The organism is Streptomyces sp. CG4, assembly GCF_041080655.1.
Classification (GTDB): domain Bacteria; phylum Actinomycetota; class Actinomycetes; order Streptomycetales; family Streptomycetaceae; genus Streptomyces.
The window spans coordinates 6,048,821-6,075,254 of sequence record NZ_CP163525.1; the positions used below are offsets into that span (position 1 = coordinate 6,048,821).

29 protein-coding genes and 1 pseudogene are annotated in these 26,434 nt (G+C 68.1%); 10 read left to right on the plus strand and 20 right to left on the minus strand.

Going from position 1 to position 26,434, the window contains the following annotated elements:
- Positions 1-98 precede the first annotated feature (98 nt).
- Complete coding sequence (locus tag AB5L52_RS27520; protein WP_351025781.1) at positions 99-1,361, plus strand: DUF445 domain-containing protein; 1,263 nt, start codon at positions 99-101, stop codon at positions 1,359-1,361.
- A 126-nt stretch (positions 1,362-1,487) separates the two neighbouring features.
- Positions 1,488-1,772, plus strand: a pseudogene (locus AB5L52_RS27525) (helix-turn-helix domain-containing protein); the annotation flags it as partial.
- 63 nt (positions 1,773-1,835) lie between these two features.
- On the opposite strand, the gene AB5L52_RS27530 reads toward AB5L52_RS27525, so the two are convergent.
- From AB5L52_RS27530 to AB5L52_RS27565, 8 genes are all read right to left on the minus strand, one after another.
- Positions 1,836-2,138, minus strand: a complete 303-nt coding sequence (locus tag AB5L52_RS27530) for a hypothetical protein (RefSeq protein WP_369366800.1) — start codon at positions 2,136-2,138, stop codon at positions 1,836-1,838.
- Positions 2,139-2,455: 317 nt separating this feature from the next.
- On the minus strand, positions 2,456-2,734 hold the full coding sequence (locus AB5L52_RS27535; RefSeq protein ID WP_351025558.1) for a hypothetical protein: 279 nt from the start codon (positions 2,732-2,734) through the stop codon (positions 2,456-2,458).
- 373 nt (positions 2,735-3,107) lie between these two features.
- Complete coding sequence (locus tag AB5L52_RS27540; protein ID WP_369366801.1) at positions 3,108-3,716, minus strand: DUF5753 domain-containing protein; 609 nt, start codon at positions 3,714-3,716, stop codon at positions 3,108-3,110.
- The gene (locus tag AB5L52_RS27545) at positions 3,713-4,195 is read right to left on the minus strand and encodes a hypothetical protein (protein ID WP_369366803.1); all 483 of its coding nucleotides are present in this window, start codon (positions 4,193-4,195) and stop codon (positions 3,713-3,715) included. Before AB5L52_RS27545 ends, AB5L52_RS27540 begins: the two co-directional genes overlap by 4 nt.
- A gap of 76 nt (positions 4,196-4,271) precedes the next feature.
- On the minus strand, positions 4,272-4,496 hold the full coding sequence (locus AB5L52_RS27550; protein WP_369366805.1) for a DUF397 domain-containing protein: 225 nt from the start codon (positions 4,494-4,496) through the stop codon (positions 4,272-4,274).
- A 386-nt stretch (positions 4,497-4,882) separates the two neighbouring features.
- On the minus strand, positions 4,883-5,713 hold the full coding sequence (locus tag AB5L52_RS27555; protein ID WP_351025568.1) for a helix-turn-helix transcriptional regulator: 831 nt from the start codon (positions 5,711-5,713) through the stop codon (positions 4,883-4,885).
- Positions 5,703-6,221 carry a DUF6879 family protein gene (locus tag AB5L52_RS27560; protein ID WP_351025571.1) on the minus strand — a complete coding sequence of 173 codons (519 nt, stop codon included), beginning with the start codon at positions 6,219-6,221 and terminating at the stop codon, positions 5,703-5,705. Before AB5L52_RS27560 ends, AB5L52_RS27555 begins: the two co-directional genes overlap by 11 nt.
- Positions 6,205-6,417: a hypothetical protein gene (locus AB5L52_RS27565; protein WP_351025573.1), complete on the minus strand. Its 213-nt coding sequence runs from the start codon at positions 6,415-6,417 to the stop codon at positions 6,205-6,207. Before AB5L52_RS27565 ends, AB5L52_RS27560 begins: the two co-directional genes overlap by 17 nt.
- A gap of 203 nt (positions 6,418-6,620) precedes the next feature.
- Here AB5L52_RS27565 and AB5L52_RS27570 point away from each other — a divergent pair, with 203 nt between their 5' ends.
- Positions 6,621-7,283 carry an HAD family hydrolase gene (locus AB5L52_RS27570; RefSeq protein WP_351563114.1) on the plus strand — a complete coding sequence of 221 codons (663 nt, stop codon included), beginning with the start codon at positions 6,621-6,623 and terminating at the stop codon, positions 7,281-7,283.
- 14 nt (positions 7,284-7,297) lie between these two features.
- Here the strand turns inward: AB5L52_RS27570 and AB5L52_RS27575 are convergent, their stop codons facing one another.
- The 3 genes from AB5L52_RS27575 to AB5L52_RS27585 all read right to left on the minus strand — a co-directional run bounded on the left by AB5L52_RS27575 (position 7,298) and on the right by AB5L52_RS27585 (position 8,646).
- On the minus strand, positions 7,298-7,516 hold the full coding sequence (locus AB5L52_RS27575) for a DUF397 domain-containing protein (RefSeq protein ID WP_351563112.1): 219 nt from the start codon (positions 7,514-7,516) through the stop codon (positions 7,298-7,300).
- Between the two features lie 84 nt (positions 7,517-7,600).
- Positions 7,601-7,801, minus strand: a complete 201-nt coding sequence (locus AB5L52_RS27580) for a DUF397 domain-containing protein (protein ID WP_351563110.1) — start codon at positions 7,799-7,801, stop codon at positions 7,601-7,603.
- A complete protein-coding gene (locus tag AB5L52_RS27585; RefSeq protein ID WP_351025784.1) occupies positions 7,801-8,646 on the minus strand; it encodes a helix-turn-helix transcriptional regulator in 846 nt (281 codons plus the stop codon). The genes AB5L52_RS27580 and AB5L52_RS27585 overlap by 1 nt, the downstream gene beginning before the upstream one ends.
- 199 nt (positions 8,647-8,845) lie before the next feature.
- Here AB5L52_RS27585 and AB5L52_RS27590 point away from each other — a divergent pair, with 199 nt between their 5' ends.
- Positions 8,846-9,508 carry an ATP-binding protein gene (locus AB5L52_RS27590; protein WP_369366809.1) on the plus strand — a complete coding sequence of 221 codons (663 nt, stop codon included), beginning with the start codon at positions 8,846-8,848 and terminating at the stop codon, positions 9,506-9,508.
- 15 nt (positions 9,509-9,523) lie between these two features.
- Here the strand turns inward: AB5L52_RS27590 and AB5L52_RS27595 are convergent, their stop codons facing one another.
- Positions 9,524-12,673: a DUF3427 domain-containing protein gene (locus AB5L52_RS27595; protein WP_369366810.1), complete on the minus strand. Its 3,150-nt coding sequence runs from the start codon at positions 12,671-12,673 to the stop codon at positions 9,524-9,526.
- A gap of 168 nt (positions 12,674-12,841) precedes the next feature.
- On the opposite strand from AB5L52_RS27595, the gene AB5L52_RS27600 reads away from it, so the two are divergent.
- Positions 12,842-13,912 (plus strand): YDG/SRA domain-containing protein, encoded by a 1,071-nt coding sequence (locus AB5L52_RS27600; RefSeq protein ID WP_351563106.1) that lies wholly within the window; start codon positions 12,842-12,844, stop codon positions 13,910-13,912.
- A gap of 97 nt (positions 13,913-14,009) precedes the next feature.
- On the opposite strand, the gene AB5L52_RS27605 is transcribed toward AB5L52_RS27600, so the two are convergent.
- The 3 genes from AB5L52_RS27605 to AB5L52_RS27615 all read right to left on the minus strand — a co-directional run bounded on the left by AB5L52_RS27605 (position 14,010) and on the right by AB5L52_RS27615 (position 17,403).
- A complete protein-coding gene (locus AB5L52_RS27605; protein WP_351025591.1) occupies positions 14,010-14,423 on the minus strand; it encodes an NUDIX hydrolase in 414 nt (137 codons plus the stop codon).
- A 365-nt stretch (positions 14,424-14,788) separates the two neighbouring features.
- Positions 14,789-15,799, minus strand: a complete 1,011-nt coding sequence (locus AB5L52_RS27610) for a hypothetical protein (RefSeq protein WP_369366813.1) — start codon at positions 15,797-15,799, stop codon at positions 14,789-14,791.
- Positions 15,800-15,927: 128 nt separating this feature from the next.
- Positions 15,928-17,403 carry a glycoside hydrolase gene (locus AB5L52_RS27615; RefSeq protein ID WP_369366816.1) on the minus strand — a complete coding sequence of 492 codons (1,476 nt, stop codon included), beginning with the start codon at positions 17,401-17,403 and terminating at the stop codon, positions 15,928-15,930.
- 244 nt (positions 17,404-17,647) lie between these two features.
- Here AB5L52_RS27615 and AB5L52_RS27620 point away from each other — a divergent pair, with 244 nt between their 5' ends.
- Positions 17,648-18,442 carry a class E sortase gene (locus AB5L52_RS27620; protein WP_369366818.1) on the plus strand — a complete coding sequence of 265 codons (795 nt, stop codon included), beginning with the start codon at positions 17,648-17,650 and terminating at the stop codon, positions 18,440-18,442.
- 42 nt (positions 18,443-18,484) lie between these two features.
- On the opposite strand, the gene AB5L52_RS27625 is transcribed toward AB5L52_RS27620, so the two are convergent.
- Entirely contained in the window at positions 18,485-19,879 is a 1,395-nt protein-coding gene (locus AB5L52_RS27625; RefSeq protein ID WP_369366820.1) for an MFS transporter, read from the minus strand.
- A 149-nt stretch (positions 19,880-20,028) separates the two neighbouring features.
- On the opposite strand from AB5L52_RS27625, the gene AB5L52_RS27630 reads away from it, so the two are divergent.
- Positions 20,029-20,565: a helix-turn-helix domain-containing protein gene (locus tag AB5L52_RS27630; protein WP_351765693.1), complete on the plus strand. Its 537-nt coding sequence runs from the start codon at positions 20,029-20,031 to the stop codon at positions 20,563-20,565.
- Between the two features lie 17 nt (positions 20,566-20,582).
- Here the strand turns inward: AB5L52_RS27630 and AB5L52_RS27635 are convergent, their stop codons facing one another.
- Positions 20,583-21,419, minus strand: coding sequence for a serine hydrolase domain-containing protein (locus AB5L52_RS27635; protein WP_369366821.1), 837 nt, complete (start codon positions 21,417-21,419; stop codon positions 20,583-20,585).
- Between the two features lie 184 nt (positions 21,420-21,603).
- Here AB5L52_RS27635 and AB5L52_RS27640 point away from each other — a divergent pair, with 184 nt between their 5' ends.
- The 3 genes from AB5L52_RS27640 to AB5L52_RS27650 all read left to right on the plus strand — a co-directional run bounded on the left by AB5L52_RS27640 (position 21,604) and on the right by AB5L52_RS27650 (position 23,762).
- On the plus strand, positions 21,604-21,915 hold the full coding sequence (locus AB5L52_RS27640) for a DUF6412 domain-containing protein (RefSeq protein ID WP_351765521.1): 312 nt from the start codon (positions 21,604-21,606) through the stop codon (positions 21,913-21,915).
- Positions 21,916-22,042: 127 nt separating this feature from the next.
- Positions 22,043-22,768 (plus strand): YidC/Oxa1 family membrane protein insertase, encoded by a 726-nt coding sequence (locus AB5L52_RS27645; RefSeq protein WP_369366824.1) that lies wholly within the window; start codon positions 22,043-22,045, stop codon positions 22,766-22,768.
- A 136-nt stretch (positions 22,769-22,904) separates the two neighbouring features.
- A complete protein-coding gene (locus AB5L52_RS27650) occupies positions 22,905-23,762 on the plus strand; it encodes a fumarylacetoacetate hydrolase family protein (protein WP_351765525.1) in 858 nt (285 codons plus the stop codon).
- A gap of 96 nt (positions 23,763-23,858) precedes the next feature.
- Here the strand turns inward: AB5L52_RS27650 and AB5L52_RS27655 are convergent, their stop codons facing one another.
- The 3 genes from AB5L52_RS27655 to AB5L52_RS27665 form a co-directional block, all read right to left on the minus strand.
- Positions 23,859-24,737 carry an LLM class F420-dependent oxidoreductase gene (locus AB5L52_RS27655; RefSeq protein WP_351765527.1) on the minus strand — a complete coding sequence of 293 codons (879 nt, stop codon included), beginning with the start codon at positions 24,735-24,737 and terminating at the stop codon, positions 23,859-23,861.
- 85 nt (positions 24,738-24,822) lie between these two features.
- A complete protein-coding gene (locus tag AB5L52_RS27660; RefSeq protein ID WP_351765529.1) occupies positions 24,823-25,305 on the minus strand; it encodes a heme-degrading domain-containing protein in 483 nt (160 codons plus the stop codon).
- Complete coding sequence (locus AB5L52_RS27665) at positions 25,302-26,378, minus strand: Gfo/Idh/MocA family oxidoreductase (protein ID WP_351765531.1); 1,077 nt, start codon at positions 26,376-26,378, stop codon at positions 25,302-25,304. Before AB5L52_RS27665 ends, AB5L52_RS27660 begins: the two co-directional genes overlap by 4 nt.
- Positions 26,379-26,434: the final 56 nt, after the last annotated feature.

Consider the following 26,434-nt stretch of genomic DNA (forward strand, 5'->3'; position numbering starts at 1 on the left):
TCAACGGGTGAAGCCGAACGGGCGGAGCTGAACGGGTGGAGCTGATGGGACCGACCGAAACGGAAACAGCACCGGCGCGGGGCGGGTCGTACCGCACCATGACGGCCTTCACTCCGGCCGACGAGGAGCGCCGGCGCGGGGTGCGCCGGATGAAGCTCATGGCGACGGGCCTCCTGCTGTTCGTGGCGCTCGTCTACGTCCTGGCCAAGTTCGCCGGGCACCAGGGAGCCGGTCCCTGGGCCGGCTATGTGGCCGCGGCGGCGGAGGCCGGCATGGTCGGCGCGCTGGCGGACTGGTTCGCGGTCACCGCGCTCTTCCGTCACCCCCTCGGCCTGCCCATTCCGCACACCGCGATCATTCCCACCAAGAAGGACCAGCTGGGCGTCTCGCTCGGCGAGTTCGTCGGCGAGAACTTCCTCTCCGAGGACGTCGTGCGGCAGCGGCTGCGCGCGGTGGGCATCGGCAGCCGGCTCGGGGCCTGGCTGGCCGAACCGGAGCACGCGGACCGCGTGACGGCGGAGCTGGCGACCGCGCTGCGCGGCGCGCTGACGGTCCTGCGGGACTCGGACGTGCAGGCGGTCGTGACCGAGGCCGTCACCCGGCGGGCGAACACCCAGGAGATCGCCCCGGGCCTCGGCAAGCTGCTGGAGGGGATCGTCGCCGACGGCGGGCACCGGCGGGTGGTGGACCTGGTGGTGACCCGGGCGCACGACTGGCTGGTGCTGCACCGGGACGAGGTGATGGTGGCGGTCGAGGGCGGCGCACCGGGCTGGACCCCGAGATTCGTGGACCGCAAGGTCGGCGAACGCGTCTACAAGGAACTGCTGCGCTTCTGCGCCGAGATGCGGGACATGCCCGCGCACCCGGCGCGCGGCGCGCTGGACCGCTTCCTCACCGACTTCGCCTCCGATCTGCAGTCCGACACGGACACCCGGGCGCGGGTGGAGCGGCTCAAGGGCGAGGTGCTGGGCCGCGGCGAGGTGCAGGACCTGATCGCGTCCGCCTGGACGGCTGTACGCTCCATGATCGTGGCAGCGGCCGAGGACGAGCGCAGCGAGCTGCGGCTGCGCGTGCGGGCCGCCCTGCTGTCCCTCGGGACGCGGATGGCGCGCGAGCCGAAGGTGCAGGAGAAGGTCGACAGCTGGGTCGAGGGCGCGGCGGTGCACGTCGTGACGACGTACCGCAGGGAGATCACCTCGCTGATCACCGACACCGTGGCGGGCTGGGACGCCGAGCACACCACCCGGAAGATCGAGGCCCACATCGGCCGCGACCTGCAGTTCATCCGGATCAACGGCACGGTGGTGGGATCACTGGCGGGACTGCTGATCTATGTGGTGACGCGGACGCTGGGGGCGTGAGGAGGGCGTGAGGAGGGCGTGAGGGGGCGTGAGGGAGGCGATGCAGGGTACGGCCGCGGGGCCGTAACTCGGCTTTCTCAGGCCCCAGTTGTGGACGCCCATCTCGCTCGCGGTGGCGAACCCGAAGACCGCGACATGACGGTGGACGAGATCGCCGCGCAGGCGGGCATGAGCACCCGCACCCTCAACCGCCGCTTCCGCGAACAGACGGGTACGACTCCGTTGCAGTGGCTGCACCGGGCGCGGGTACGGCGGGCCCAACATCTGCTGGAGACAACGCCGTACCTGGTGGAGTGCATCGCCACCCAGACGGGCTTCGGCTCGCCCACGGCCTTCAGGGAACGCTTCCGGAGGGTCGTGGGGACGAGCCCGCAGGCGTATCGCAGGGCGTTCCGGGCGGGGGCGCGGTAGCAGGCAGGTACGTCCGCAGGCCTTGCGATGCGGACTCTGCGGCCGGGGATGCGCCGGGTGTTCCTAAGCCTTGCGGTCGGCGACGGCCCAGGAGGCGAGGGCGACGGCGCCGGCGACACCGAGGACGGACGGCCAGGCACCGACCTTCTTGGCGAGCGGGTGGGATCCGGCGAAGGCGGCGACATAGGCGGCGCTGAGCGCACCCGCGGCCTTCCCGCCGGCCTGCTGACGCCACTGCTGAGCGGCGGCGACCCCCGCGACGGCCAGCACGGCCCCACCCAACTGCCGCTTCTTGGTCCAACGGGCCACGCCGTACCCACCGACGAGCCCGGTAGCGGCAACAACCGCACTGGGAACCCTGGCCATGAGCGCCTCCTTGCGTCCGTTATGTCTGCGCCGAGGCTAACGCGCAGGTGGGAGACCGTTTCAAACTTGAGTCGAGGCAAGTCAAGTCTCCTCTGACTCCCCTGACTCCGCCGGCCCCGCCCGCCCCGACCAAGCCGAGAAGCCCCCCGTTGCTGGGGGGCTTCGTCGGCTGTTCTGTTGTTCACCTGTTCACCGGGGACGCGGGCCGTACGAGGGCGAGGCCGGCGTCTCCCGCCTCGGCGGCGGGCAAGCCGGCCGGCCCACCGGACGCCTGGCCGGCCGCCGCTGTCCGCCGTATGCGAGTACGGGCCGACTGCTTACCAGGCGCTGCTGTTGCAGCCCATGGTCGAGCCGATGTGGGTGTCCTGAGCGCCCGGGTCGCCCTCGCCGTTGAGCGCGTTGCCGAGCGCGCCGTTGAGGATCCCGAGCTCGCCGATGACGTCGAGGTTGAGGTCGTGCGACCGGCAGTTGGCGCTCTGCAGCACGCTGTTGCTGCCCCCGCCCCCCTGGCCGCCGGCGTAGGCGGTGCCCGAGGCCAGGAACCCGACGCTGCCGAGGGCGGCGACCAGGACGGCGGTCTTGTGAAGCTTGTGCATGTCATCTCCAGATGTGCGTACGGATACGGTCAGTGTCAGGTCGACCGCTTGCAGTTATGGAGATTAGTGAGAAAATACCCCGCAAATCACAGAGGCACGCCGATTTCGTGATCAAGTTATGTAAGCAAGACGAAACCATCGACAGCCAGTACAAGCAGGTAATAACACCGATAATCCCTGCTCCAGCCCACCACCCACCCCACCGCCTCCGCCGCTCCCACCGTGCCGCCGGGCGGCCTCCATCGACTACGACGCCCCCAGCCGGCGCGACCGCACCGAGCGGCACATGTCCCGACTGGAGCAATGACGCGACACCGCCGAGACGGCCCCTCCAACTCCGTAATGACCCGCTTCGCCACGTCCCGCGCGGGCTTCAGTCGGCCCTGCTCCAGAAATCCACGGCTTCGCTGATCAGACTGCCGGCGGCATCGCCGTAACTGGCCGTGCTGCTCAGGGCATCGAACGCCTTCTCATGGAGGGCGAGTTCGTCCTCGTCGGTGATATCTGCGCCGGACGAAACTAGTTCGTAGTGGGCTCGCCCGCCGTCGTACATGCTGAAGCCGGGAAACGGGACCACAATCGTCTCGGCGGTGGTCGGGAGGATGCCGAGCGTGAGTGAGGGCAGTTCGATGTCGCGGAGCAGGCGTTCCATCTGCCCTCGCATGACCTCGGGCCCTCCGACGTTCGAGTACAGGGCCTGCTCGCCGAGGATCACGTCGTAGTGATGCTGCCCGTCGTACAGGACCTGCTGACGCTCCATGCGTTTGGCCACACCCGCCGCCACGTCATCCGGCACGTCGAGGAAATCGACGACCTTCCGGAGGATCACGCTTGCGTAGGCCTCGGTCTGGAGCGTGCCCCAGATCATTTGCGGCACATACGCCTTGCCGTGCCGCGTCTGCTGGTACCAGCGGATGACTTCGTCCTGGATGTCTTCCGTGCCGGTGGACAGCCGCTGCTGCCAGGGAATCAAGCTGGTCATACTGTCTCTCCTCGTTCGACGGGACATGTCAGCTCAGGTCTCGCACTGTTCGGAGAACACGTCACCACAGCAAGGGACAGGTATGAGGGGCGTTCGAGGTAGAACCCCAGCGTCGCATCACCACCTGAATTCAGTTTTGCAGCAACAGAGTTGAACAGCCCTACGGGATCGGCGAAGTTCCGCTCCCACTCGGAGGCGAACCGGGGCGCATACTCGGCCACGCGCGCCCCGAGCCAGGCGCCCGCGTCCTTGGCTTCCTCCCATGTGCCCCGTACCAAGGAACGCGGTTTGACGAGCCAGTACGCCGTCTCCAGCGGAGGAAGGTCCACGATCGGGAACTCCGCTGCGACCTCCCGGTAGCGCTGGATCAGCTCCGGCTTGCATCCGGCCGGTGGCGGCTCGGGATACGGAGGCCGCCGGAGAGCCTCCTGATCGAAACGCTCTTTCGCCCCGACCCATAGGTAGCCGTGGTAGTGCACCAGTGGTCCCTGCAGACGTGGAAGGCCGGAGGGACCGGCCCCGGCCCAACCCGGAACCGGGACCGGTCAGGGAACATCAGACGGACAGCCCGAACCTCGCCGGATCGATACCCGCCACGGCCAACTCCTCCGTCGTGAACCGCAGCGGCGCCACATCCGGCCGCTTGCTGTCACCCAGCGCCCAGGCGTCGTCGCCGATCCGGGCGAGCGTCACGCACCCCTCGGTACAGGGCCCTCCACACGCCTTCACGAAGGAGGCCTCGCTGATGTCGATCCCGTACAGCTTGGATCCGTCCAGCATCACTTCACCTTTCTGCTCAACTGATCGCGGCCATGACCGACCGCCGCCGCCCTCGACGGGCGGGAGTTCATGGGGGAGGGGAAGGCGGACGCCTCAGAACCCAGAGCCCTTACCGCGCCCGCCGCAGTGCCGACACAGACACGGCGGCCACTCGGTGGTGGTCAAGGGCGGAAGATCATCCGTGGCGAACAGCGCACGCTCGGCCCCCCAGGTCTTCCCGGAGTCTCGCGAGACACGAATGGTCATGAGCGGGCTACTAGAAAAGAGCCCGAATTCCGTCTCGTGCTTGCGCATACCCGTCATTGCTCCTCCCTGGCTTCATGACGCTCACATGATTCACCGAAGAGAGCGCGAAGCCGAGCCATATTCCCGTTGTCTACTAAAGATCAACGGTAGTGGCTCGCCCATTCTTGAAGAAGGGTGCGGGATACGTCTCCGAACTGGGCCTTCTGCTCGTACTGCTTGAAAACGTCAAGATGTTCGGCAATGTCACGGGAGTCACGGAAGACCGTCCTCCCGGTGAAGGTCTCGACCGTGGCAAGCCTGTCGTCATAGACCGTGAAAGTGTTCATTGGGCCGCGGCTTATGACCGTCCCGATAGGTATGAGCCCTATCCGTATGTTGGGGAGATGCGACAGCGAAGCCAGGCGGTCGATCTGCACGGCCATGGCTGGCGGAGGGAGAACAGCCCAGCGCACAGCCTGCTCGGTGATCAGGAAGGTGAAGTGCTTGGAGGTGTCGTAGAGCGCGGCCTGCCGTTCCAATTTCCGCGCCACCGTCTTTGAGGTGTCTCCTGGTGAGTACTCAAGGCTGGCCCGGATGTATTCAGGAGTAGCCAACAACCCAGTGATCATTGCAGGAAGGAAATAGCGGAGTTCTTTGGCTTCAGCCTCCAGGCCGGCCAGCTCTGCCTGGCGCTTCTCCAGGCCACGCCGGAACGACGATCGGATGGGTTCCCACTCGGTGTTCGCCAGCCGTGCCAGCGACGTTATTTCGGCAACTAGTTGCTCGGGAGCTTCAAGTGCCCGCAGGATGAGTTCGACATCGACCAGGCTCGGCGTAATCTCGGCAGTTTCGATCTTACTGATTTTGGACTGTGAAACATTGCAACGCTTGGCGAGCCGGACTTGGGACAGTCCGGCTCGCTTGCGCAGCGTTCTCAGGGTCTCGGCCAGGTCGGCCTTCGACTGCCCCAGCTGCTCAGGATCAAGCGTCAAGGCCCTTCACGTACTCCTCGAAGGGCACCGATTCCGCAAGGGCGATGCGCTGGTACTCCCGGTACGGCTCCGGGGCGCCTTCGTACACTTCCCGACTGATCTGAGTCCCGTCCGGCTCATAGTTCATGAGCACGATTCGAGAGCGGTCGAACATCCAGAAGTCCTGAACGCCGTCCAGGGGGTTGGGGCGGTTGGTCACGTCGAGGATGCGGATCGCCTCACCGGCTTCGACGTTGTGGCGGTAGTGCTCGAACTCGAATCGCAGGTAGTCCGAGAGAGGCTGCGCGACGATGTGCACTCGCCCAACGCTGCGGTCGCTCGCCACGTACGCCTTGACCCGATCGAACCAAGGCTGTGTCGCTTCACGCGTCACCGGCTCGCCGGCCAGGAATCGGCGCACGGCCTCTTCCTCCTGCGGCACTTGATAGACGGGCAGAGTTTCCAGACGCCACGCCTCTTTTTGCATGGCGTCGAACGCCCTCCGCCAGTCCTCACCAGCCAAGAGCACGGACAGCCTCCCTCAGGACCGCCTCCGGGATCTCCACGAGCGCTTCGCCCTCCGGCGGATCGAAGGCATGTGACAAGTTCCCTTGGACCACGATCGACCCCGAGCCGGTCTGGTACACGTTGGGGCAGTCGTCGCCCCCGCACTGCCCGTTCCCGTTCCCGTTGCCGGTCAACCGGGTCAGATCTCCACGCGCCATTGTGCCCCCTGTGCGTCGGGCAGGGACGTTCCCCGCCTCGGAGGCGACGCTAGGACGGCTGGGCGGAGGACGTCCATGTCGCCACGGGAATATTCCTGTAGTGGGGTAGTTGATCTAGGAAGCGGGCCTGTGCTCGGCTGCTGCCGCCTCCGTGCCTACCGATGCACTGTCGGCCGAGAAGACCTGCTTACTACGCTGCGCCCATGATTCGTGCCGTTGTGTTCGACGTCGGCGAGTGCCTCGTAGACGAAACCAGGGAGTACGGTGCCTGGGCCGATTGGCTCGGTGTGGCCCGCCACACCTTCCACGCCATGTTCGGCGCAGTCATCGCGCAGGGGCGTGACTACCGAGAGGTCTTCCAGGAGTTCCGCCCCGGCTTCGATCTGTACGAGGAACGCGAAAGGCGAGCCGCGTCGGGGCAGCCGGAGGCGTTCGGCGAAGAGGACCTATACGAAGACGTCCGGCCTGCGCTGACCAGGCTGCGGGCGGACGGCACCTGGCTGGGTATCGCAGGCAACCAGACGATCCGGGCCGGCGAGATCCTCCGGGAACTGTTCACGGAGGACGTCGACTTGATCGGAACCTCGGATGACTGGGGCGCCAGCAAGCCAGATCCGGCCTTCTTCCATCGTGTTGCCGAGGTGGTCCCCTTCAGCAAGGATGAGATCCTCTACGCCGGCGACCGCATCGACAACGACATCCGGCCGGCCGCCGCTGCAGGCATGCACACTGCCTTGGTCCATCGAGGACCATGGGCCACGATCCAGTGGCGCTCGGCGGAAGCCGAGAGACTCCCGACCTTCAGAGTCGAGAGCCTTGGGGAACTGCCAGGACTGATCAAGACTTTCAACGACGCAACGGATTGACACTCGCCGTCAAGCTACGCCGAAGCGTTGCCAGACGAAGACCGAGCGCCCGCAACAAACCATGTCCATGCGGACGCTGAGACAGTGAGACGGAGACTGCCAGGGCGTTTCGAGTCCCGTATGAGCACACTCCCCGGCACGATGGCCGTCTCCACGCACTCGGTCGTGTTGCCGCCGCTGTACGACGACTTGAACCAGACAAGGGCGGTACCGGGCTGGTGGCCGGCGGTCATGTGCAACTCCTTGCAGGCGCGGTGGGTGAGCCGGGAGTGTCTCCGCCTGGGTGGGGTGCCGGGGTGCCTCGGAGCACAGGGCCGTCAGCCTTCCAGCAGGCCCCTTCGCAAGGCCCCGGTGAACGCGTGCCAGGCCTGGCCACTGATGGAGAGCACGGGCAAGCTTCTGTCTTTGGAGTCGCGTATGAGGATGCTTTCAGTCATCCGCGCGCATTCAACACATTCCGTACCACTGCCCCCGCTGTAAGTCGACGTGAACCAGGAGGGCGCGGACGGTCTGGTCATCAGGACTCCTTGCTTATGCGGGTGATGAACTCTGCTGAGGATTCCAGGTCGAGCGCCTGGGCGCTCAGGTACTCAAACGCCAACCTGTAGCGATCTAGTTCCCCGGGCTTTTCCATGAAGAGCCCGCCGCCGAGGAGATCGACGTAGACCACGTCCAGTTCCCGCTTCGGTCCACGGAGGACGGCGAAGCTGCCGACGGCGGCTGCGTGGGCGCCCCTTGAGAACGGGAGCACCTGCACGGTGATGTGCGGTCGTTCGCTCAGCGTCCGCAGGTGCCGTAGCTGTTCCTGCATGACTTCGCGTCCGCCGACGATGCGTCGGATGGCGGCCTCGTCGATCACGCACCAGATGTGCGGAGGCTCATCGCGGTCAAGGAGCTCTTGCCTCTTCATACGGATGTCGACCATGTGCTGCACCTCCCGCTCAGGGCAGCCCACTTCGGAGGCGCGGTGGACCGCTTCGGCGTAGGCGCGGGTCTGCAAGAGGCCGGGAACGTACATGCAGGCGTAGTGGTCTTCTCGTACGACCTCGTCCTCTAGGGTCAGCATGAGGTTCATGGACTCGGGAATGGGGTCGGCGAGCGAGCGCCACCAGCCCTGGATCTTGGCCGCCTTGGCCAGTTCGACAAGCGCGAGGCGTTCCTCGTCTGAGGCGCCGTACTCACGACAAAGGGCATCTACCGTTGGCCACTTGACGGTCCCTTCCTTTGTCTCATAGCGGCTGAGCGTTGCCTTCGAAATGCCGACCCGGGCGCCTGCCTCTTCAAGGGTTAGGCCTTTGACCTCGCGAAGGCGTCGGAGGTCGGCGCCGAGCTGGCGCCTACGAGTAGTCGGTCCAACTGGCATGTCCTGGCCCTTCACGTCGATCCGTTAGATCGTCCTGGTGCCGTAACGGCATGGCAAGACGGTGTGCGCTGGGGGCGCGTGTGCTCCGTTCGCGCCCCCATGACCTCAATGTGAGAGTTCCATTTTGAGAGTTCCACTGCAACTCTGGGTGCATCATCAGTTGCAGATCGCAACGTGGCATCCATGGGAGGGAGTTGACGTGGGGTACAACGAGGCCAGTCCGCCGAGGAAACCGTGGGATCTCCAGTTCACGGCAGAACCTGAGGAAGTAGCGGCTCTTCGACGAGTGATGCGCCTTCACCTGAGGCTGTGGGGATTGGAGGACGTCGTGGAGGCGGCACAACTCTGCGTGAGTGAGCTCGTCACCAACGTCATCACGCATGTGGGCTTCGGAACCCCGACCACGCTGGCCGTCTCCATGAACGCCACCCACTTGCGGATCGAGGTGCACGATCCGGACACCTGTGCTCTGCCCACCTTGCTTGAGGCGGGACTGGGCTCTGAAGGCGGCCGTGGCATGCGACTTGTTGAGTCCATCGCTGCCCGCTGGGGTGTTGAGCTCCGGGCCGATCGGAAGGCGACGTGGTGTGAGATCGCTACCGAGTCGGCCTCGCCCTGCCCTGTGAACGACAGTCCACGCCTGAGCAGAGCAGAGGGATTGCTGGACCTCTACAAGGCCGAACACTCGCCGCGGGCGGCGAGTGCCGGGGGACGCAGGATGAGACTGGCCTGCGCGGAGGAGGCGGCGATCAACATCATCGCCGACCTTCTCCACTGGCTTCACGCTCACGGCCGCAATGCAGACGATGTGCTGGACCGGGCTCAAGTGCACTTTGAGGCAGAGACCGACGTCCCGGCGTAACAGGCGGCCGCACTTTCATCCGCTAGAGATCGCGGCCGAGTACGACCACACATCGGCGGGAAGGTCATGCTGCAGATCCCAGGTGATCGCCATGGGTTTGCTGCCGGTGTGCTTCACATAGGTGGCTGGGCCGAGCAGCATCCAAGGCTCGGACTTGCCGATGCTGTTGCGCTTGTAGCGGCGCAGGAATAGCAGGACATGGCTGCCTTGTTGGGCATGTCGTTGATAGCGCAGGCCTGTTGTGGAGTTCTCCGGGGTGGTGCTCTGCGACTCCCAGTGGAAGCGGGTGGGGCTGAGTGCGTAGTCCCTGTAGCGGACCGTGGGTGAAAAGTCCCGCTCGTTCTTCTCCAGGGTAATGAGCAGTGCGTCCGTCTTTATCTCTTCGATCCAACGCACACCTTGGCCGAAGTCTCGCGGCATCTGTCCGCCCAGCTGTGCCACTCCCAGGGCCGCAAGGATCTCGGAGCGGTTGTATGCGCTGTGGACTTTGAGTGGAATGTGGCTGAGTGAGCTGTCCAGAGGGATGGGGTAGTGGTCGGCTTCTTCGAGCACGTAGGACAGGACCTGTCGAAGTTCGTCCCGGACAAGCCGCTGGGTGCGCAACGATTCGAGCCCCTGTTGGTAGCTGCTGAAGCCGCCGGCGTTGTCCCACAGGTTGAAAAAGAGCATGCGGGCGTACGCCTGGTCCTGGGGTGACAACGAGCCGTAGTCGGGGGCGTCATCTTCAAGAAGGCGGAGATAGGCTCGGACCCGGTCGGGGTCGTCTACGTGGAGGAACGCGTGGACACGTTTGAGGAGGTCTGCTTCACCTGTCAGTGCTGCCTCCTCGATGAACCCGGCCTTGCGAAGCACCTTGGTCCATGAGTTGTCGCTCTTGTAGAGCTCCCTGATCTCGCGACGGCTCTCGCGCAGGTAGTCGGCCAACCTGGGTGTGCTGTAGCTCTTGGCCTCTTTCGCGAGTGTTGTGATGGTGGCCTTGAGCTGAGTGCGGATGTTGTCGAGGACGAGGTCCTTGGATTTGCCTTCCAGGAGGATCTGGCAACCGGAAGGCAGCTGGGGGAAGTCGCGCTCGATGCTGTCCACCAAGCGGTTGCGAGACAGGTTGATCAGCGCTCGGAACTGCTCCTCGAAGCGGAACTCCGCACGGTGCTGACCGATGAAGTCGAGCACCGTCAGCACTGGCTTGTTCGGCGTACGACGCAGTCCGCGCCCAAGCTGTTGGAGGAACACCGTCGCGCTGTTCGTGGGGCGCAGGAGGAGCAGGGTGTCGACATCAGGGACGTCGAGTCCCTCGTTGAAGAGGTCGACGGAGAAGATCACCTGGATGCGTCCGGCTTTGAGATCCTCTAGCGTGCGTTCACGTACGGCAGGAGCCGAGTCGCTGTCGAGGGCCTCGGCCTTGAAGCCCGTCTCGCGGAAGCACCTGGCCATGAAGTGCGCGTGCGCCTTGGTTACGCAGAAGCCGAGCGCGCGCATAGAGCCTGGTTGGGCGATCTTGTCCTTGACCTGCTTGATGACGATACGAGCTCGCGCGTGGTCGCCTGTGTAGAGATTGCCGAGTTCGTCTCGGTCGTAGGTGCCTGATCGCCACCCAAGGTTGGTCAAGTCGGTGCCGTCTGGGAGCCCGAAGTAGTGGAAGGGGCAGAGTAGGTCGTTTTCGAGTGCTTCCCAGAGCCGTAGCTCGGCGGCGATGCGCCCGCCGAAGAACTCGTCCTGCACGTTAAGCCCGTCCATGCGCTCCGGGGTTGCCGTGAGGCCGAGGAGTTCGGTTGGTCTGAAGTGCTCGATCACCCTCCGGTACGTGTTCGCCGTAGCGTGGTGGAACTCGTCGATGACGATGACGTCGAAGTGCTCGGGATCGCACTGTTCCAGGCGTTGGAGGTTGAGCGATTGCACGCTGGCGAAGACGTGTGTCCAGTCGCTGGGCTCTTGACCGTTGTAAAGCAACTCGCCGAAGGACGCGTTGTCCAAGACCTCACGATAGGTCCGCAAGGACTGCCTCAGGATCTCCTTGCGATGGGCCACGAAGAGCAGTCGCGGGAGCGCTCCGCCGAACTTGTCGCGCAGGTTCCGATAGTCCAGGGCGGCCATGACGGTCTTGCCCGTGCCGGTAGCCGCGACTAGGAGATTCTGGTGACGGTCGCGGATCTGACGCTCGACATGGAGGCGCTCCAGGATGTCTTTCTGGTGCGGGAGCGGATGCACTTCCAAGCCGGACAGGCTGATCTTGAGCTCGCCAGCCGATCCGGTACCGCCCGCCTGGGCCAGCGCCTCCGCAAGTCGCTCGCCGTCGCGGACGGGGTCGTACGTCTCGAATGCTGCGTCGGCCCAGTAGGCGTCGAAGGTTGCCTCAAACTTGTCGAGCACCCTGGGAGTGGCGACCGACGACAGCCGTACATTCCACTCCAGGCCGTCGAGCAGAGCCGCCTTTGACAGGTTGGAACTGCCCACGTAGGCCGTGTCGAAGCCGGTGTTGCGCCGGAACAGCCACGCCTTGGCGTGCAGACGCGTGGACCGGACTTCGTAGTTGACCTTCACCTCGGCACCGAACTCACGGACTAGGCGGTCCAAGGCGTAACGATCGGTGGCGCCGATATAGGTGGTCGTGATGACCCGGATCGGGACTCCGCGCTCCCTCGCCGCGCGCAGTGAGTCTTCGAGGACCCGTATGCCATACCACTTCACGAACGCGCAGAGCAGGTCAATACGGTCCGCAGTGGCCAGCTCCGCTCGCAACTCTGCGCCCAGGCTGGGGTCGTCTGGTGCGTTCGTGATCAACGCCGTCTCGGACAGGGGTGTGAGTGGACGAATGGCGTAGACGCCTGGCGCTTCACGCTCGGCAAGCGCGAGCAGTTGCCGAGGGCCGTCAGTGATAGCGCTACCCATCTCGTCCATATCAGGATCCGGAGCGCTGGCGGCCAGCGAGCACATGATCTCGTTGGCGAGGGCAACCTGCTTGTTGTGGGGCAGTTGGCTCAGTCTGAGCCTCACGGCCTCACCGATGTGGCGGGCCAGCACATGTGGGGTGGACTCTTCACTGACCTCCGCATCGATGGCCTTCCAGCCCTGTGCGTCCAACTGCCTCATCTGCGCCTGCAAGCGGCGGGTAACAAGCTGCTCGTACACACCCGAGACGGGCTGCGACAGATCCCCTGGTTGAGTCATGCGTGTCCCCCCTTGATCCCTCAGACCGCATGACCAGTTGTAACAGGGACCACTGACAAGCCGTGGCAGCTTGCCGACTCTGCCCAACGCGATCGCACACCGGCAGCGAATCGGTCAAGTAGCGATTTGAAAGTGACATGACTGATCGAGCCGCTTCAGTATGTCGGGGTGGGAGAACAAAAGATCGGTCACATCGATGGCATCGCCCCGGGCGCGGAGTTCCACCGACGGCTACAGGTGAAGCACAACAACCTCCATCGGGACACGGTGCGTGGCATCTCATGGCTCGATGACGAGGACGGTAGTGAAGTCGCTGACGCCATCGTGCTGCACGGGGGATACGAGGACGATCACGATGACTGGACCACGATCCGGTACACGGGAGCCTCGCCTGACAAGGACAAGGTGAAGGTCGATGGGGTTAAGAGGCTCCTGCGTAGTCAGTCCTGGGAGTATCAGGACAATGCTGCGCTGAAGCGGAGCTATGTCCGAGGGCATTTCATTCGGGTCATACGGGGATGGAAGGGTGATTCGAGGTACTCCCCGATCAACTGCTATAGGTACGACGGCCTGTACGAGATCACGGATATCCGCACAGCCATCTCAAAGTGGCCAGCACCGGATGGCACACCGATCGAGATCTGCCAGTTTGACCTGAAGCGTCTGCCCGATGAGCTCCAAGATCCAACCTCGGTAGAGCGTCAGATATCCGACTTGTTGGAGCAGCGGGAAGAGCGCCCACAGGAAGAGCCGCCGGAAGAAGATGCAGAGGTAGTGGGGGATGAAGAGGCCGAGGAGGACTCGGACGAGGAGGCACCGGAGGGGGAGAGGTTCCCTGAGACGCGTAGTGCCGAGGTCCAGCGCCTGGTGCGTGACGACGCGGTGATAAGGAACGTCAAGAGGCTCCACGATGGAGAGTGCCAGGCGTGCGGCCTCCGACTGGTGGGGCCAGGCGGGAAGCCCTATAGCGAAGGTGCCCACATCCGTCCTCTGGGGAAGCCGCACAAGGGCCCGGACGTGGAGCCGAACGTCCTGTGCCTGTGCCCCAACTGTCATGTGCGACTTGATATCGGTGCCATCGTTATTGACGACGATTGGTCGATCATCGTGCGGGCTGGAGCCTTGGGCGGGAACCTTCGGCCGAAGCTCAAGAGGCACCGGAAGCACAAGATTCACTTGGACTACATTCGCTATCACCGCGAGTGGTGGCTGAGCCGGGTTGACCCCGGCGCTGAGTAGAGCCGGGGTCATTGCGTCGTGTGGGTGCGGAGCGGTAGGAGCTGACCGGCTACTCCGCTCTGTACCCCCCGATCAACGGCGGATCTTGGACAAGGCGTCACTGGCTCAGCGTGGCGTCGAGATAAGTCTGCACAGGATCGAAAAGGCCATACGGCACGTACGCAGGGATCTGGGCAAGCCTGACCCACGCCACCTCGGCCACTTCTGCGTCGTCAGCGACGTATGGCGTCCCCGACTCCACGGCGCAGGCTACGTACGACATCCTGCGGCCAGTCTTGGGGTGGACCCGTTCTCCGAGAAGTTTGAGCGCAGTCACGTACATGCCGGTCTCTTCGAGGGTCTCGCGCACGGCTGCTTGCTCAGGGCTCTCGCGTGGCTCGATCTGACCCGCCGGGAACTGCCACAACAGCTGACCCTCGGGGACCCGACGACGAATCATGAGAACGCCGTCGCTCTGGACCGCGATCGCGGCTGCGACGCCCGCTTGCTTATGGTCCGCGTGATCAGTCATGAGCCTTCTTTCTCCAACGCCGCCGGGGTCGCAGTAGATCGTGTCGACGGAACTGGGAAGTACCGTGAGGGCCGCCCGCTTCTCGGCATTGTCGTGCTTCCGCGGCCCGCCTCAAGGGCGCGTCCGTTCCGCTGCGCTTCACTCCCGCGTCGGCCGGCGCCGATGGCTCTTCGGGCCACCCTTGACCCGGGCCGCTCCAGCACGGGGAAGAAGCGAGCGGGCGGCCCGGGTACGCGGGGATCCAGGTAAATGGCCGTTCGGTGGGGCGGAAGGGGGGCCGGAGTGAGGGGTGCGTCAGCCGCGTGGCGGCACGCCGGGCCGGCTGGCGGCTGACGGTGGAGTGTGGGGCCCAGGGCTCCCTGCCTTTATGCTCCGTGGCATCCCTCGTAGACCTGGCCCGCCCCACACCAGCACTCCGCCCCCCTCAGCGGCGGCCAGGCAACCGCCCGCCCCCGCGCTGCCAGCGTCGTCGCATACTGCGGTAGCAGCGTCATGTCCTCCGGTGTCGTGCCCTCCGACGCTGCGAATGCCTCGTACGACGGGACCGTGCCCGTGACGATGCCCAGGTTGGCCGTGCCGGAAGAGGACAGCTCGCGTAGGGAGGACTCTATGGTCGCGAGGTGGGTTTCGTGGGTCGGGTACTCCGAGGACAGGGTGGGGTACGCCGACAGTAGTTCTGTCAGTTCCTCCGCCGGCCAGTGCAGGACCGCCACCGGGAAGGGGCGGGAGAGGGCCTCGCGGTAGGCGCCGAGTTCGGCTCGGAGGCGGGAGATCTCGGCCTGGAGTTCTGCCGGGTTGTCCGAGCCCAGGGACCAGATGCGTTTCGGGTCGTGGAGTTCGTCCAGCGATACCGGGGATGCGTGGAGCGAGTCCGCCAGGGTGTCCCAGGTGTCGTGCGGCAGGCCCAGCATGCGGCGGACGCGGTGGCGGCCGTAGAGGAGGGGATGGATGGAGGGCATCGGTTCCGTGCCCTCCGGGAGGAGCAGGGTCGCTCCCTCCGTGAACGTCCCCTCCGCCGCCTCCAGCTCGTCGTGCGACTCCAGGGACTCCGCCACGATCACCCACGGCGCCGGGTCCCGGGGAGCCGTCGTGCGGATGCCCTCGATGATCGCCCTTGCCTCCGCCTCGTGGCCGTACTCCCAGAGGTTCGACGCCTTCAGGGCGCGGATCAGGGGCGGGTTCTCCAGGCCGTCCGTCGTGGACAGCAGGCGGTCGTAGAGCGCGGTGGCCGCGGTGCGGTCGCCGGAGACTTCCAGGTGGGCCGCCGCCCTCAACAGCAGGGCCTCGGCGTCCTCGGGATACAGTCCGGCGGTCCGCTCCAGGCGTGCCGCTTCGGCGGCGTGGTCGACGTTCTCGGCAGGCGTGTCGGGGCGCATGGGGGACACCGTACTGCCGAGCCGGGACGGAGGGGGGTAAGTGCTGGTCAGGGGGTCGTCATCGGGGGGCGTCAACGGGCGTTCAAGTCGTGACACGGTCACTCCGTCGTCACACGGTCACTCCGCCGTCACTCCGTCACTCCGTCCACCTGCAGCGTCTGGATCGACTTCGGTGCGAACGACGCCGACACCTTCTTGCCCGACAGGTAGGTGTCCGTGTGCGGTGTGTAGAGGTCCGCTCCGCCCGTCGTCACCGTGTTCCAGCGGGGGACGAGGCCGGCCGAGTCGCCGGTCACCGACGAGAAGCGGGACAGGTCGAAGGTCAGGGTCGTGGCCGACGACGAGGTGTTGGCCGCCACGATCACCAGGCGTTTCGCCTGTCGGTCCAGCGCCGCCGCCGCGTAGCTCACCCCCGTGTCCAGGATGGTCATTCCCGGGCGGATGTGGCGGGTGAATTGGGACAATACGTAGTACTTCGTCTGTATTGCGCCCGGCTGGAGCGTCGAGGCGTCGTACGCGATCGTCGCCCAGCCCGCGCTCGGGTCCATCACCTGCCAGTACACCCAGGCCGTGGGGTGCAGCCAGCGGAAGTCGTAGAGGAGGTTGCCGGCCAGGGTCAGGCCCGTCGCGTCGCTGTCTCCTGTTTCCGAGTTCCACAGCCCCTTGCCCGCCGTCGTCACCACGTCCGTGTAGAGGAGGTCGCGGCGGCCGCCCGAGCCCTGGTAGCCGTGGACGTTGACCCGGTCCACGTAGGACTTTGTCGCCGAGGAGAAGGAGTTCCAGGTCGTGCGGGCCAGGTCGTAGCTGGTTTCGTCGGATGCGGAGATCTTCGTCGCCGTCAGGCCTCGTTGGTCCAACTCGCTTCTCAGGTACGGGAGTACGGCCGCCTGGACCGTCGCGTCCATGTGGCAGCCCTCCTGGGTGCCCGTCGCCGTCCACCAGGAGGACGACGGCTCGTTGAAGGCCTCCACCGTCGAGAACGTCACTCCCCAGTTCTGCTCCGCGTACAGGGCCACCGCCGCCAGATGGGAGGCGTGCCGGCGGTAGTTCCAGGACTGGAGGTTGTTGCCGCCGTCCGACGCGCCCGACGGGTTGTGGTTCAGGCACATCCACCACATCGGGGAGTTGGCGAACAGCTCGGTGGTCGCGCCCCGTTGGGCCGCCTTCTGCAGCATCGCGCGCTGCGTCGCGTCCGCCGTCCACTTCCACGACGAGGAGGTCGGGTCCTCGTTCGTCCAGTCCTGCCAGTAGCCCTCGATCTGCTTGAAGGACGGGATGTTCGGGGAGGCGGTCATCGACTCGCCGCCCACGCTGTTCCAGCTGCATCCGCCCAGGTTGTAGCGGGCCATGTTCAGGCCCAGGCCGGGGAGTGCCGTGCCGTTGTACGTCGTCGTCCTTGTCGTGAAGAAGATGTCCGCGAAGTCGTCCCGCGCGCCGAAGACGTTCGCCCACCAGGCCAGCGAGGTGCCCCAGCCCTCCCAAGTGCCGTACGTGGTGGACGGGTTGATCGCAATCGTCGCGTCCGCCTGTGCCGTGCCCGTGGCCAGGGTGGTGCCCAGGAGGCCGCCGCCCGCTGCGGCCAACAGTGTTCTGCGTCGGATCATGGCTTCTCCGCCTCTCCCTTGAGGCCTCTCCGTTGCGGCTTCGGCAGCAGGAAGCATCGGGGGTGGCGGGTGGGCTTGTCGAGGGTTGTGACAGGCCTTTCTCTAACCCGTTGAGAAACCAGGCGTGGCTCTTCTTCCGGCGTGCGGCTATGGCCTGTTGTGCGCTCCGGGCCTATGGTGCGGGCGGCTCCCGTGGAGGTCGGCGTGGGGGTCGGCGCGGAGGTCGGCGCGGAGGTGGGTGCGGATGCGGGTTCGGTCCGGCGTGCGGGTCGTACGGCACGGCGACCGGCGTCGGCGTGTCCGGCGTCGGAGGGTGCTGTGGGGCGGCGGCGAGGTGCTCGTCACGGTCGGGGTGCTGCTCATGCTGCTGGTCGTGCACCAGCTGTGGTGGACCAACCGGGAGGCCCGGCGCGGCGCTGAGCGGAAGGTGGAGGCCCTGGAGCGGGAGTGGGGCAACCCGGAGGCGGGTGCCGGCAGTGGTCCGGCGGTCGCGCCCTCCGCCTCGGCCACGGCTCCCGCGGCCGGCCCCGGCAGGTCCGCCTCCCGCGCGCCGCAGTCGTCGTACGTCCCCGCCTCCCTGCCCCGGCGCTCGCAGGCGTACGCGGTCCTCGACATCCCGCGGCTCGGGCTGCGCGTCCCCGTCGCCGAGGGCGTGAGCAAGGCCGACGTCCTCAACATGGGGTACGTCGGCCACTACCGGGGCACCCAACAGCCGGGCCAGGCGGGCAACTTCGCGCTCGCCGGGCACCGGAACACGCACGGTGAGCCGTTCCGGTACCTGCCCCGGCTGCGGCGCGGGGACGACATCGAGGTGGAGACGCGGACGGCGACGTACGTCTACGGCGTCGACCAGATCCTGCCGCAGACCTCGGCGACGGACTCGGGGGTCGTCCGGCCCGTCCCGCGCTCCCTCGTCCGGCCGTCCTACGGGTACGACCAGCCGGGCTACTACATCACCCTGACCACCTGCACCCCCGAGTTCACCTCGCGCTACCGGATGGTGGTGTGGGGGAAGCTCATCTCCATGCGGCCCAGGTGAGCGACCCGGTACCGGCTCAGGCGAGCCCGGGGATCCCCGCACTCACCGCTCCCGCAGCACCACCACACTCACCGCCCCCACCGCCGCCAGCCCCGCCGACACCAGCAGGGCGATGTTCGCGCCGTGGGCCAGATTTCCGGACGAGGTCGCGAGGGCGATGGTCAGGGCGACGCCGGCGCTGGATCCGATGTAGCGGAAGGTCTGCTGGGCGCCGGAGCCCATCGCGGCGCGTTCGCGCGGGACCGAGTCCACGGCGAGCAGGGGCAGCGCGCCGTTGAGCAGACCGCTGCCCACTCCGCCGACGATCAGGCCGGGCAGCAGCCGGGTCCAGGAGCCGGAGCCGATGGCGCCGAGCATGGTCAGGACGCCGACGGCGTGCAGGGCGAAGCCGACGGCGAGCTGGGTGCGCGGGGCGATCCGGCCGGCCAGGTGCTTGACCTGGAGCGCGACGGTGAAGCTCAGCCCGGACCAGAGCAGGAGCAGCCAGGCGGTGTCGACGGGGGACAGCCGGAGCGTCTGTTGGATCAGGGCGGGCAGGAAGCTGAAGGGGGCGATCACGGCGAGGCCGGTGAACAGTCCGCCGGTGGCCGAGGCCAGGAAGGGGGTGTGGCGCAGCAGGCCGAGGTCGATCATCGGAGTGCCGGTCCGGCGCTCCACGGCGACGAACAGCGCCATCAGGACGACGGCGGCCGCGAAGAGGAGCCCGACCGGTGCGCGCAGCCAGCCGTCGCGGCCCAGGGTCAGGGCTGCGACCAGGGCCACCAGGGCCAGGCCGAAGGTCAGGGCGCCGAGGACGTCCGGGCGGCCGCCGCGCGGGGCGCGGGACTCGGTGAGCGCACGGGTGCCGAGCGCGGCGACCACGAGGGCGGCGGCGCCCAGGACGCCGTACGCCACCCGCCAGGTCGGCAGCGCGCCCGCGATCAGCGGGCCGACCGCGATGCCGCCGCTGACGAAGGCGCCCCACACGCCGGTCGCGTGGAGACGGCCGCGCGGTGCGGGGAAGGCCGCCACCAGGAGGCCGAGACTGCTGGCCAGGATGGCCGCGCTCGCCGCTCCCTGGGCGATGCGGGCGAGGGTGAACTGCCAGGTCGAGGTCGTGAGGGCGCCGAGCGCGGTGGTGAGGCCGAGGGCCAGGGTGCCGCCGAGGAAGATCCGGCGGCGGCCGTAGTCGTCGGCGAGGCTGCCGGCCACCAGCAGCAGGGCGGCGAGGCCGAGCGGGGTGCCGTTCAGCAGCCAGGCCTGGCCGGAGAGCGGGGTGTGCAGTGCGGCCGCGGTGTCCGGGAGCGTGACCATCGGGGCGGTGTACGTCATCAGGGTCACGGCGGTGGCCGCGCTGGTCAGGGCGAGGGTGGCCCGGGGGCGGGCGCGGGCGTCCCGGGCGGTGGCGCCGCGGACGGCCGCGCCGGCGGGGGTGGTGGCGGAGTCGAGCCCGGTCATGGCGTGGTCCTGTCCTTCCGGGGCCTGCGGCGACGTACGGCGGTCGCCCAGCCGGCCGAGGGGAGGGTTCGGTCATTGAACCGACCTGTCCCGGCCACCGTAACACCATCGGTTCGGTCACTGAACCAAGAGGTCGGAAAGTGGCTACAGTGGACGGCATGGCACTGGGCAAGGACTACGTGACACAGGAGTGCTCGATCGCCCGCGCGCTCGAGATCGTCGGCGAGCGCTGGACGCTGCTCGTCGTCCGGGACGCGCTGTACGGCGTGCGGCGCTACAACGACTTCCTGGTCCACCTCGGCATCCCGCGCGCCGTCCTGGCCGCCCGGCTGCAGACCCTGACCGCCGAGGGCATCCTCGAAAAGCGCCGCTACCAGCACGCGCCGCCGCGCGACGAGTACGTCCTCACCGAGCGCGGCATCGCCCTGTGGCCCACCCTGCGCTCCCTCGGCCTGTGGGGGCGCGAGCACTTCTCCGAGACGCAGCTGCGGTACTTCCGGCACGTGGACTGCGGCACGGAACTCGGCCCGTACGGCGAATGCCCCGCGTGCCGGACCGTCGTACCGGTCGAGGACGTCGTCATGGAACCCGGTGCCGACCTCGACCAGGACCCGGCGGACCCGGTCAGCCGGGCCCTGCTCAAGCCGAAGCGGCTGCTGGAGCCCCTGGAGACGGAACCCGCCTGACCGCGGGTCCGTGTCGCTCAGGAAGCCGGTGAGCCGTCGCCCCTGAGCAGGTCGATCCCCATCCGGTCGGTGTGGTCCGAGCGGCCGCCCAGGCGGTGGACGACCACCCACCGGCCGTCCGCCATGGCCCCGGCGAAGACGGAGGCGTGGCGGGTCGCGCCGTTGTGCCACAGCAGCGGGCCGGCCGTCTGCCACGAGGGCGCGGGATCGCCCAGCCGGCGCTCCATCGCCAGCCGGACCAGCAGATCGGCGACAGCGCGCGGGGTGGCCCACAGGCCGCCTGCCGGAAGGATCGCCCCGTCCATGGTCCAGGGCCTGCGGTCCCGGCCGAGGAACCCGGGCGCGAGCAGCCGCCGGCCGGCCTCGGGGCGCGCGCTCACCTCATGGACGTCCAGCGGCCGCAGCACATGCTCGGCGAGCAGTTCCTCGTACGAGGCGCCGGCCGCGACGACCAGCGCCGCGCCCAGCACGGCGTACCCGAGGTTGGAGTACTCCTCCTGCTGCCCCGGCGGCCGGACCGCGACCCCGTCCAGCCGGCCGAGCAGCCGGCGCAGGGCGTCGGCGTCGAACGCGGCGTACGGATCGCGGCCCTGTGTCCCGGGTGGGAGGCGGGGCAGCCCGGAGGTGTGCGCGGCCAGGTGCCGCAGGGTGATGCCGGTGCCCGGTGCGGCGGGGAGCCAGCGCTCGACGGGGTCGTCGACGTCGAGCAGGCCCGCGGCCGCCATGCGCATGAGCGCCGTACCGGTGAGCACTTTGGTGAAGGAGCCGATCTCGACGAACCGGTCCAGCGTGTGACCGTCACCGACGTGTGCCGGAGAGGAGTCGCTCAGGACGCAGGTGGGAGTGCGCGGCACGCGGGGCCCTTTCGGCTGGGGCGGCGGTGAGGTCGGCCCGGTCGGCCTCACACATTGTCCGTCAGGGGCGCGGGCGGTACCCGTGGATTTCGGCCGGCACCGGCCCCCGTACCCGGTGTCGGCGCTGGTCAGGTATAAAGGGCGGGTGGATGGTGGCCGTTGTGACCGTGGGGAGGGGAGCCGAGTGGTCCGCAGTCTCGCGCGGTCGCGTGCGCTCGCCCCGCTGCTCCTTCTGCTGCTGCCGCTCCTGCTGCTCGACACCGGCAACCTGACCGCGACCGTGGCGCTGGCCGCGACCGCCGCCGCCGGTTCCGCGCTCGCCCTCTGCTCCGTCCTCGCCGCCCGCAGCGCGCCCGCCGTCCCGCCCACCCGGGTCCGTACGGCGATCCGCGACCGGGCCCGGCGCACGGCCTTCCTGCCCCAGCGCGATCCCGACGCCGCCGGCCGACGCCGGCCCAGGGCACCCGGACTCGCCCTTCCGGCGACCGCCGCGTAGGGACACGTCTCACCGCACACCTCGTACAGCCTCGTACGGTTCGTACGTGACCCCGCGCGGGTCGTCATGCCGCCCTGCTCACTTTCAGCACGCTTCCGGCACGACGAGACCCCCGGAGGGCTCACCCATGTCCGTCTTCACCGTCTTCGCCCGCCTGGTCGAGCAGCTCGCCGACCTGCTCCAGCCGTTCTTCCACGCCTCCGCGGCCGCCGCCGCGATCGTCCTGTTCACCGCGCTCGTACGACTCCTCGTCCACCCGCTGTCCCGCGCCGCCGCCCGCGGCCAGCGCGCCCGCACCGCACTCCAGCCGAAGATCGCCGAGCTGCGCAAGAAGCACGGCAAGGATCCGGAGCGGCTGCAGAAGGCGGTCATGGAACTGCATGCCGAGGAAAAGGTCTCGCCGCTCTCCGGCTGTCTGCCCGGTCTGCTCCAGCTGCCCGCGTTCTTCCTGCTCTACCACCTCTTCTCCAGCTCCACGATCGGCGGTGAGACCAACGGCCTGCTCTCCCACCAGCTGCTCTCGGCGCCGCTCGGCGGGCGCTGGGCCGACGCACTCGGCGCCGGCGGGCCGTTCGGCGCCACCGGGCTGGTCTACCTCGGGCTGTTCGTCCTCGTCGCGGCCGTCGCCGCCTTCAACTACCGGCGCACCCGGCGGATGACGGCGGACAACCCGGTCACCCTGGGCACCGGGGACGGCGAGCAGGTGCCGGGGCTCGGCGCGGTCACCAAGGTCATGCCGTTCATGTCCTTCTTCACGCTCGTCACCGTGGCGGTCGTACCGCTCGCCGCCGCGCTGTACGTCGTCACCAGCACCACATGGAGCGCGGTGGAAAGGGCGGCCCTCTACCGCTGACCAGCCGAAAGAACTCCGGTTACGGTCCAGTACGTGAACAGGGTCTTGCGGAGTGGACGGCGGGATTGGAGGATCGGCCAGTCCTCCGATGGCTGCACCCATCGGCCGGGCGCCCGCGACCGAGGGAGATGTGACCATGAAGCTGCTGCGAGTCGGCACGGCGGGGGCGGAGCGGCCCGCGCTGCTGGACGCCGGGGGAACGCTCAGGGACCTGTCCGGGATCGTGCACGACATCGACGGCGCCCTCCTCGCCGACGAGGTCGCGCTCGCCCGGGTACGGGCGGCCGCCGAGAGCGGCGAGCTGCCCGCGCTGGACCCGACGGGGCTGCGGATCGGGCCGCCGCTCGGCCGTATCGGCAAGATCGTGTGCATCGGGCTCAACTACCACGACCACGCCCGCGAGACGGGCGCCCAGCCGCCCGCCGAACCGGTCGTCTTCTTCAAGGCGCCGGACACGGTCGTCGGGCCGAACGACACCGTGCTCGTCCCCCGCGCGTCGGTGAAGACCGACTGGGAGGTGGAGCTGGCCGTCGTCATCGGGCGTACGGCCCGCTATCTGGAGTCGGCCGAGGAGGCGCTCGCGCATGTCGCGGGGTACGCCGTGGCCCATGACGTGTCCGAGCGGGAGTTCCAGATCGAGCGGGGCGGAACCTGGGACAAGGGCAAGAACTGCGAGACGTTCAACCCGCTCGGGCCGTGGCTGGTGACGGCGGACGAGATCCCGGATCCGCAGCGGCTGTCGCTGAAGCTGTGGGTCAACGGCGAGCTGAAGCAGGACGGTTCGACGGCCGAGCAGATCTTTCCCGTCGCGGAAGTCGTGCGGTACGTCAGCCAGTTCATGACGCTCCATCCCGGGGACGTCATCAATACGGGGACGCCGGCGGGGGTGGCGATGGGGCAGCCCGAGCCGAAGCCGTATCTGCGGGCCGGGGATGTTGTCGAGCTGGAGATCGCTGGGCTCGGTCGGCAGCGACAGGAGTTGAAGGACGCGTAGACGCTCCGCTGGGGAGCGCCGGGGAACTGCGGGTTCGTCGCCGGCTGCGGGTGGTTCGTGGCTGGTCGCGCAGTTCCCCGCGCCCCTTTTTGTCGGCTACGCCTCCAAAAGGGCAGCGAGCCTCCTCCATGCCTCCCGGGGGAGGCCCTCGCGGGAGCCGGAGTCGATGACCTGGAGGGCCACGTGGTCGGCGCCCGCCTTGTGGAAGGCGTCGATGCGGGAGCGGATCCTCGCGTCGTCGCCCCAGGCGAAGAAGGTGTCGACCAGGCGGTCGCTGCCGCCGTCCGCGAAGTCGTCCTCGGTGAAGCCGAGGCGCAGCCAGGTGGTGGTGTAGTTGGGGAGGGCGAGGTAGAGGGCGAGGGTGTCGCGGGCGGCGGCGCGGGCCTTCGCCGCGTCGGTCTCCAGGACGACCTTGAACTCCGGGGCCAGCAGCGCGGTTTCGCCGAGGATCTCGCGGGCCCGGGCCGTGTGCTCGGGGGTGACCAGGTACGGGATCGCGCCGGCCGCGCGGGTGCCGGCGAGGCCGAGGGTCTTCGGGCCGAGGGCGGCCAGCACCCGGCGGTGCGCGGGCACCCCGGCCTCGTCCAGGGCGTCGAGGTAGGCCACCAGGGCCGAGTACGGGCGGCGGTACTGGTCGTGCAGCTTGGCGTGGCTGATCCCGAGGCCCAGGACGAAGCGGCCGGGGTGGGCCGCCTCGACCTCGGCGAAGGCCGCGGCGCTCGCGCCGGCCTCGTACTGCCAGATGCTCTGGATGCTGGTGCCGACGGTAAGCGCCGAGGTCGTCTCCAGCAGGGGGACGGCGTGCCGGGCGGCACTGCTGCCGCCCAGCCAGACGGCGCCGTAGCCGAGCTCTTCCAGCTCGGCCGCCGCCTCGCCGATCTCGGCCCGGCGGGACGGATCCTCGTCGCGCAGGCCGTGGCTCCAGATGCCGTACCGGCCGACGGACTCCTTGAGAAGGCTTGCGGTGTCGCTCATGGGCGGGACTTCCTCCGGTCGGGTGCGATGCCGTGACGCATGTGACATCTGTGCCAACCGGCGGGCGCCCCGGGGTAATCCCCGGTCAGCTGCCCAGGAACTGCTCCAGCGCCGCCACGACGAAGCGGTGGTCCTGCAGCTGGGGCAGGCCGGAGACGGTCACCGCGCCGATCACGCCCACGTTCTCGACACGGATCGGGAACGAGCCGCCGTGCGCCGCGTAGGTGCCGGGGTCCAGGCGGGAGGAGTCCTCGAACGTGCTGCCCTTGGCGCGGAAGCGGGCGCCGACCAGGTAGGAGGAGGCGCCGTAGCGCTCCACCACCCGGCGCTTGCGGGCGATCCAGGCGTCGTTGTCCGGGGTGGAGCCCGGCAGGGCCGCGTGGAAGAGCTGCTGGCCGGCGCGGTGGATGTCGATCGCGACCGGGGCCTGCCGGTCCCGGGCCAGCTCGACCAGGAGCGAGCCGAGGGCCCAGGCGTCGTCGTGGCTGAACTGCCGGAAGACCAGGCGCCGTTCCTGGGCCTCCAGTTCCTCGACGGACGGGGTTGACTCAGGGGCGGTCCGGGTCATCGGAGGGTCACCGTCACCTTGTCGCGGGCGGACCGGCGAGCCGCTTCCAGTACGTCGAGGGCGGCGGCCGCCTCCAGCGCGGTCACCGGGTTGGGGCCGGCGCCGGCCAGGGCGCGGACGACGGCCGCGTAGTAGGCGGGGTAGTCGCCGGGCAGGGTCGGTACGGCGGTCCCGCCGCCGGTCACCGGGGACTCCCCAGAGCCGATACGACCCCACAGGGACGCGTCCTCCGTGCCCCAGTCGGCGGTGGTGCCGGGGCGGTCGCCCTCGCGCAGGGCCGCCTCCTGCGGGTCCAGGCCGTACTTGACGTAGCCCGCGCGCGAGCCGAGGACCCGGAAGCGGGGGCCGAGCTGGGCGGCCGTCGCGGAGACGTGGAGATGGGAGCGGACGCCGTTCGCGTGCGTGAGCGCGATGAAGGTGTCGTCGTCGGTCTCGGCGCCGGGGCGGCGGACGACCGACTCCGCGTAGACCTCGGTGACCGGGCCGAAGAGGACCAGGGCCTGGTCCACGACATGACTGCCGAGGTCGTAGAGCAGACCTCCGATCTCTGCCGGGTCGCCGGACTCGCGCCAGCCGCCCTTGGGCTGCGGGCGCCAGCGCTCGAAGCGGGACTCGAAGCGCCAGACGTCACCGAGATCCCCCTGGGAGATCAGCCGGCGGAGGGTCAGGAAGTCGTTGTCCCAGCGGCGGTTCTGGAAGACGGACAGGAGCAGGCCGCGCTCCTCGGCGAGGGCGGCGAGGTCACGGGCCTCCGCCGCGGTGCCGGCGACCGGCTTGTCGACGACGACCGGCAGGCCCGACTTGAGGGCGGCGGTGGCGAGCGGGACGTGCGTCTTGTTCGGCGAGGCGATGACGACCAGGTCCAGCCGGTCCGCGCGCTCGAACAGCTCCTCCGGGGTGGCGACGGGCGTCACGTCCGGGAACTCGGCGCGGGCCTGCCGCTGCCGCGCCGGGTCGGAGGTGACCACGGTGTCCAGGGCGAGGCCCTCGGCGGCGGCGATCAGCGGGGCATGGAAGACGGAGCCGGCGAGGCCGTAGCCGATCAGACCGACGCGGCGGGGGGAAGCAGTCATGGCTCCTACTTTCGCAACGCTGTTGCCAAAGTGCAAGTGGTGGGGAGAATGGGTGG

Coding starts and splice junctions, on each gene's coding strand:
- AB5L52_RS27645 (WP_369366824.1), top strand. CDS start 22,043: ATGTCCGTCTTCACCGTCTTCGCCCGCCTGGTCGAGCAGCTCGCCGAC.
- AB5L52_RS27610 (WP_369366813.1), bottom strand. CDS start 15,799: ATGCGCCCCGACACGCCTGCCGAGAACGTCGACCACGCCGCCGAAGCG.
- AB5L52_RS27595 (WP_369366810.1), bottom strand. CDS start 12,673: ATGACTCAACCAGGGGATCTGTCGCAGCCCGTCTCGGGTGTGTACGAG.
- AB5L52_RS27580 (WP_351563110.1), bottom strand. CDS start 7,801: ATGACCAGACCGTCCGCGCCCTCCTGGTTCACGTCGACTTACAGCGGG.
- AB5L52_RS27530 (WP_369366800.1), bottom strand. CDS start 2,138: ATGGCCAGGGTTCCCAGTGCGGTTGTTGCCGCTACCGGGCTCGTCGGT.
- AB5L52_RS27615 (WP_369366816.1), bottom strand. CDS start 17,403: ATGATCCGACGCAGAACACTGTTGGCCGCAGCGGGCGGCGGCCTCCTG.
- AB5L52_RS27620 (WP_369366818.1), top strand. CDS start 17,648: ATGCGGGTTCGGTCCGGCGTGCGGGTCGTACGGCACGGCGACCGGCGT.
- AB5L52_RS27550 (WP_369366805.1), bottom strand. CDS start 4,496: ATGCTGGACGGATCCAAGCTGTACGGGATCGACATCAGCGAGGCCTCC.
- AB5L52_RS27605 (WP_351025591.1), bottom strand. CDS start 14,423: ATGACTGATCACGCGGACCATAAGCAAGCGGGCGTCGCAGCCGCGATC.
- AB5L52_RS27520 (WP_351025781.1), top strand. CDS start 99: ATGACGGCCTTCACTCCGGCCGACGAGGAGCGCCGGCGCGGGGTGCGC.
- AB5L52_RS27625 (WP_369366820.1), bottom strand. CDS start 19,879: ATGACCGGGCTCGACTCCGCCACCACCCCCGCCGGCGCGGCCGTCCGC.
- AB5L52_RS27650 (WP_351765525.1), top strand. CDS start 22,905: ATGAAGCTGCTGCGAGTCGGCACGGCGGGGGCGGAGCGGCCCGCGCTG.
- AB5L52_RS27570 (WP_351563114.1), top strand. CDS start 6,621: ATGATTCGTGCCGTTGTGTTCGACGTCGGCGAGTGCCTCGTAGACGAA.
- AB5L52_RS27655 (WP_351765527.1), bottom strand. CDS start 24,737: ATGAGCGACACCGCAAGCCTTCTCAAGGAGTCCGTCGGCCGGTACGGC.
- AB5L52_RS27575 (WP_351563112.1), bottom strand. CDS start 7,516: ATGACCGCCGGCCACCAGCCCGGTACCGCCCTTGTCTGGTTCAAGTCG.
- AB5L52_RS27535 (WP_351025558.1), bottom strand. CDS start 2,734: ATGCACAAGCTTCACAAGACCGCCGTCCTGGTCGCCGCCCTCGGCAGC.
- AB5L52_RS27660 (WP_351765529.1), bottom strand. CDS start 25,305: ATGACCCGGACCGCCCCTGAGTCAACCCCGTCCGTCGAGGAACTGGAG.
- AB5L52_RS27665 (WP_351765531.1), bottom strand. CDS start 26,378: ATGACTGCTTCCCCCCGCCGCGTCGGTCTGATCGGCTACGGCCTCGCC.
- AB5L52_RS27585 (WP_351025784.1), bottom strand. CDS start 8,646: ATGCCAGTTGGACCGACTACTCGTAGGCGCCAGCTCGGCGCCGACCTC.
- AB5L52_RS27565 (WP_351025573.1), bottom strand. CDS start 6,417: ATGGCGCGTGGAGATCTGACCCGGTTGACCGGCAACGGGAACGGGAAC.
- AB5L52_RS27540 (WP_369366801.1), bottom strand. CDS start 3,716: ATGACCAGCTTGATTCCCTGGCAGCAGCGGCTGTCCACCGGCACGGAA.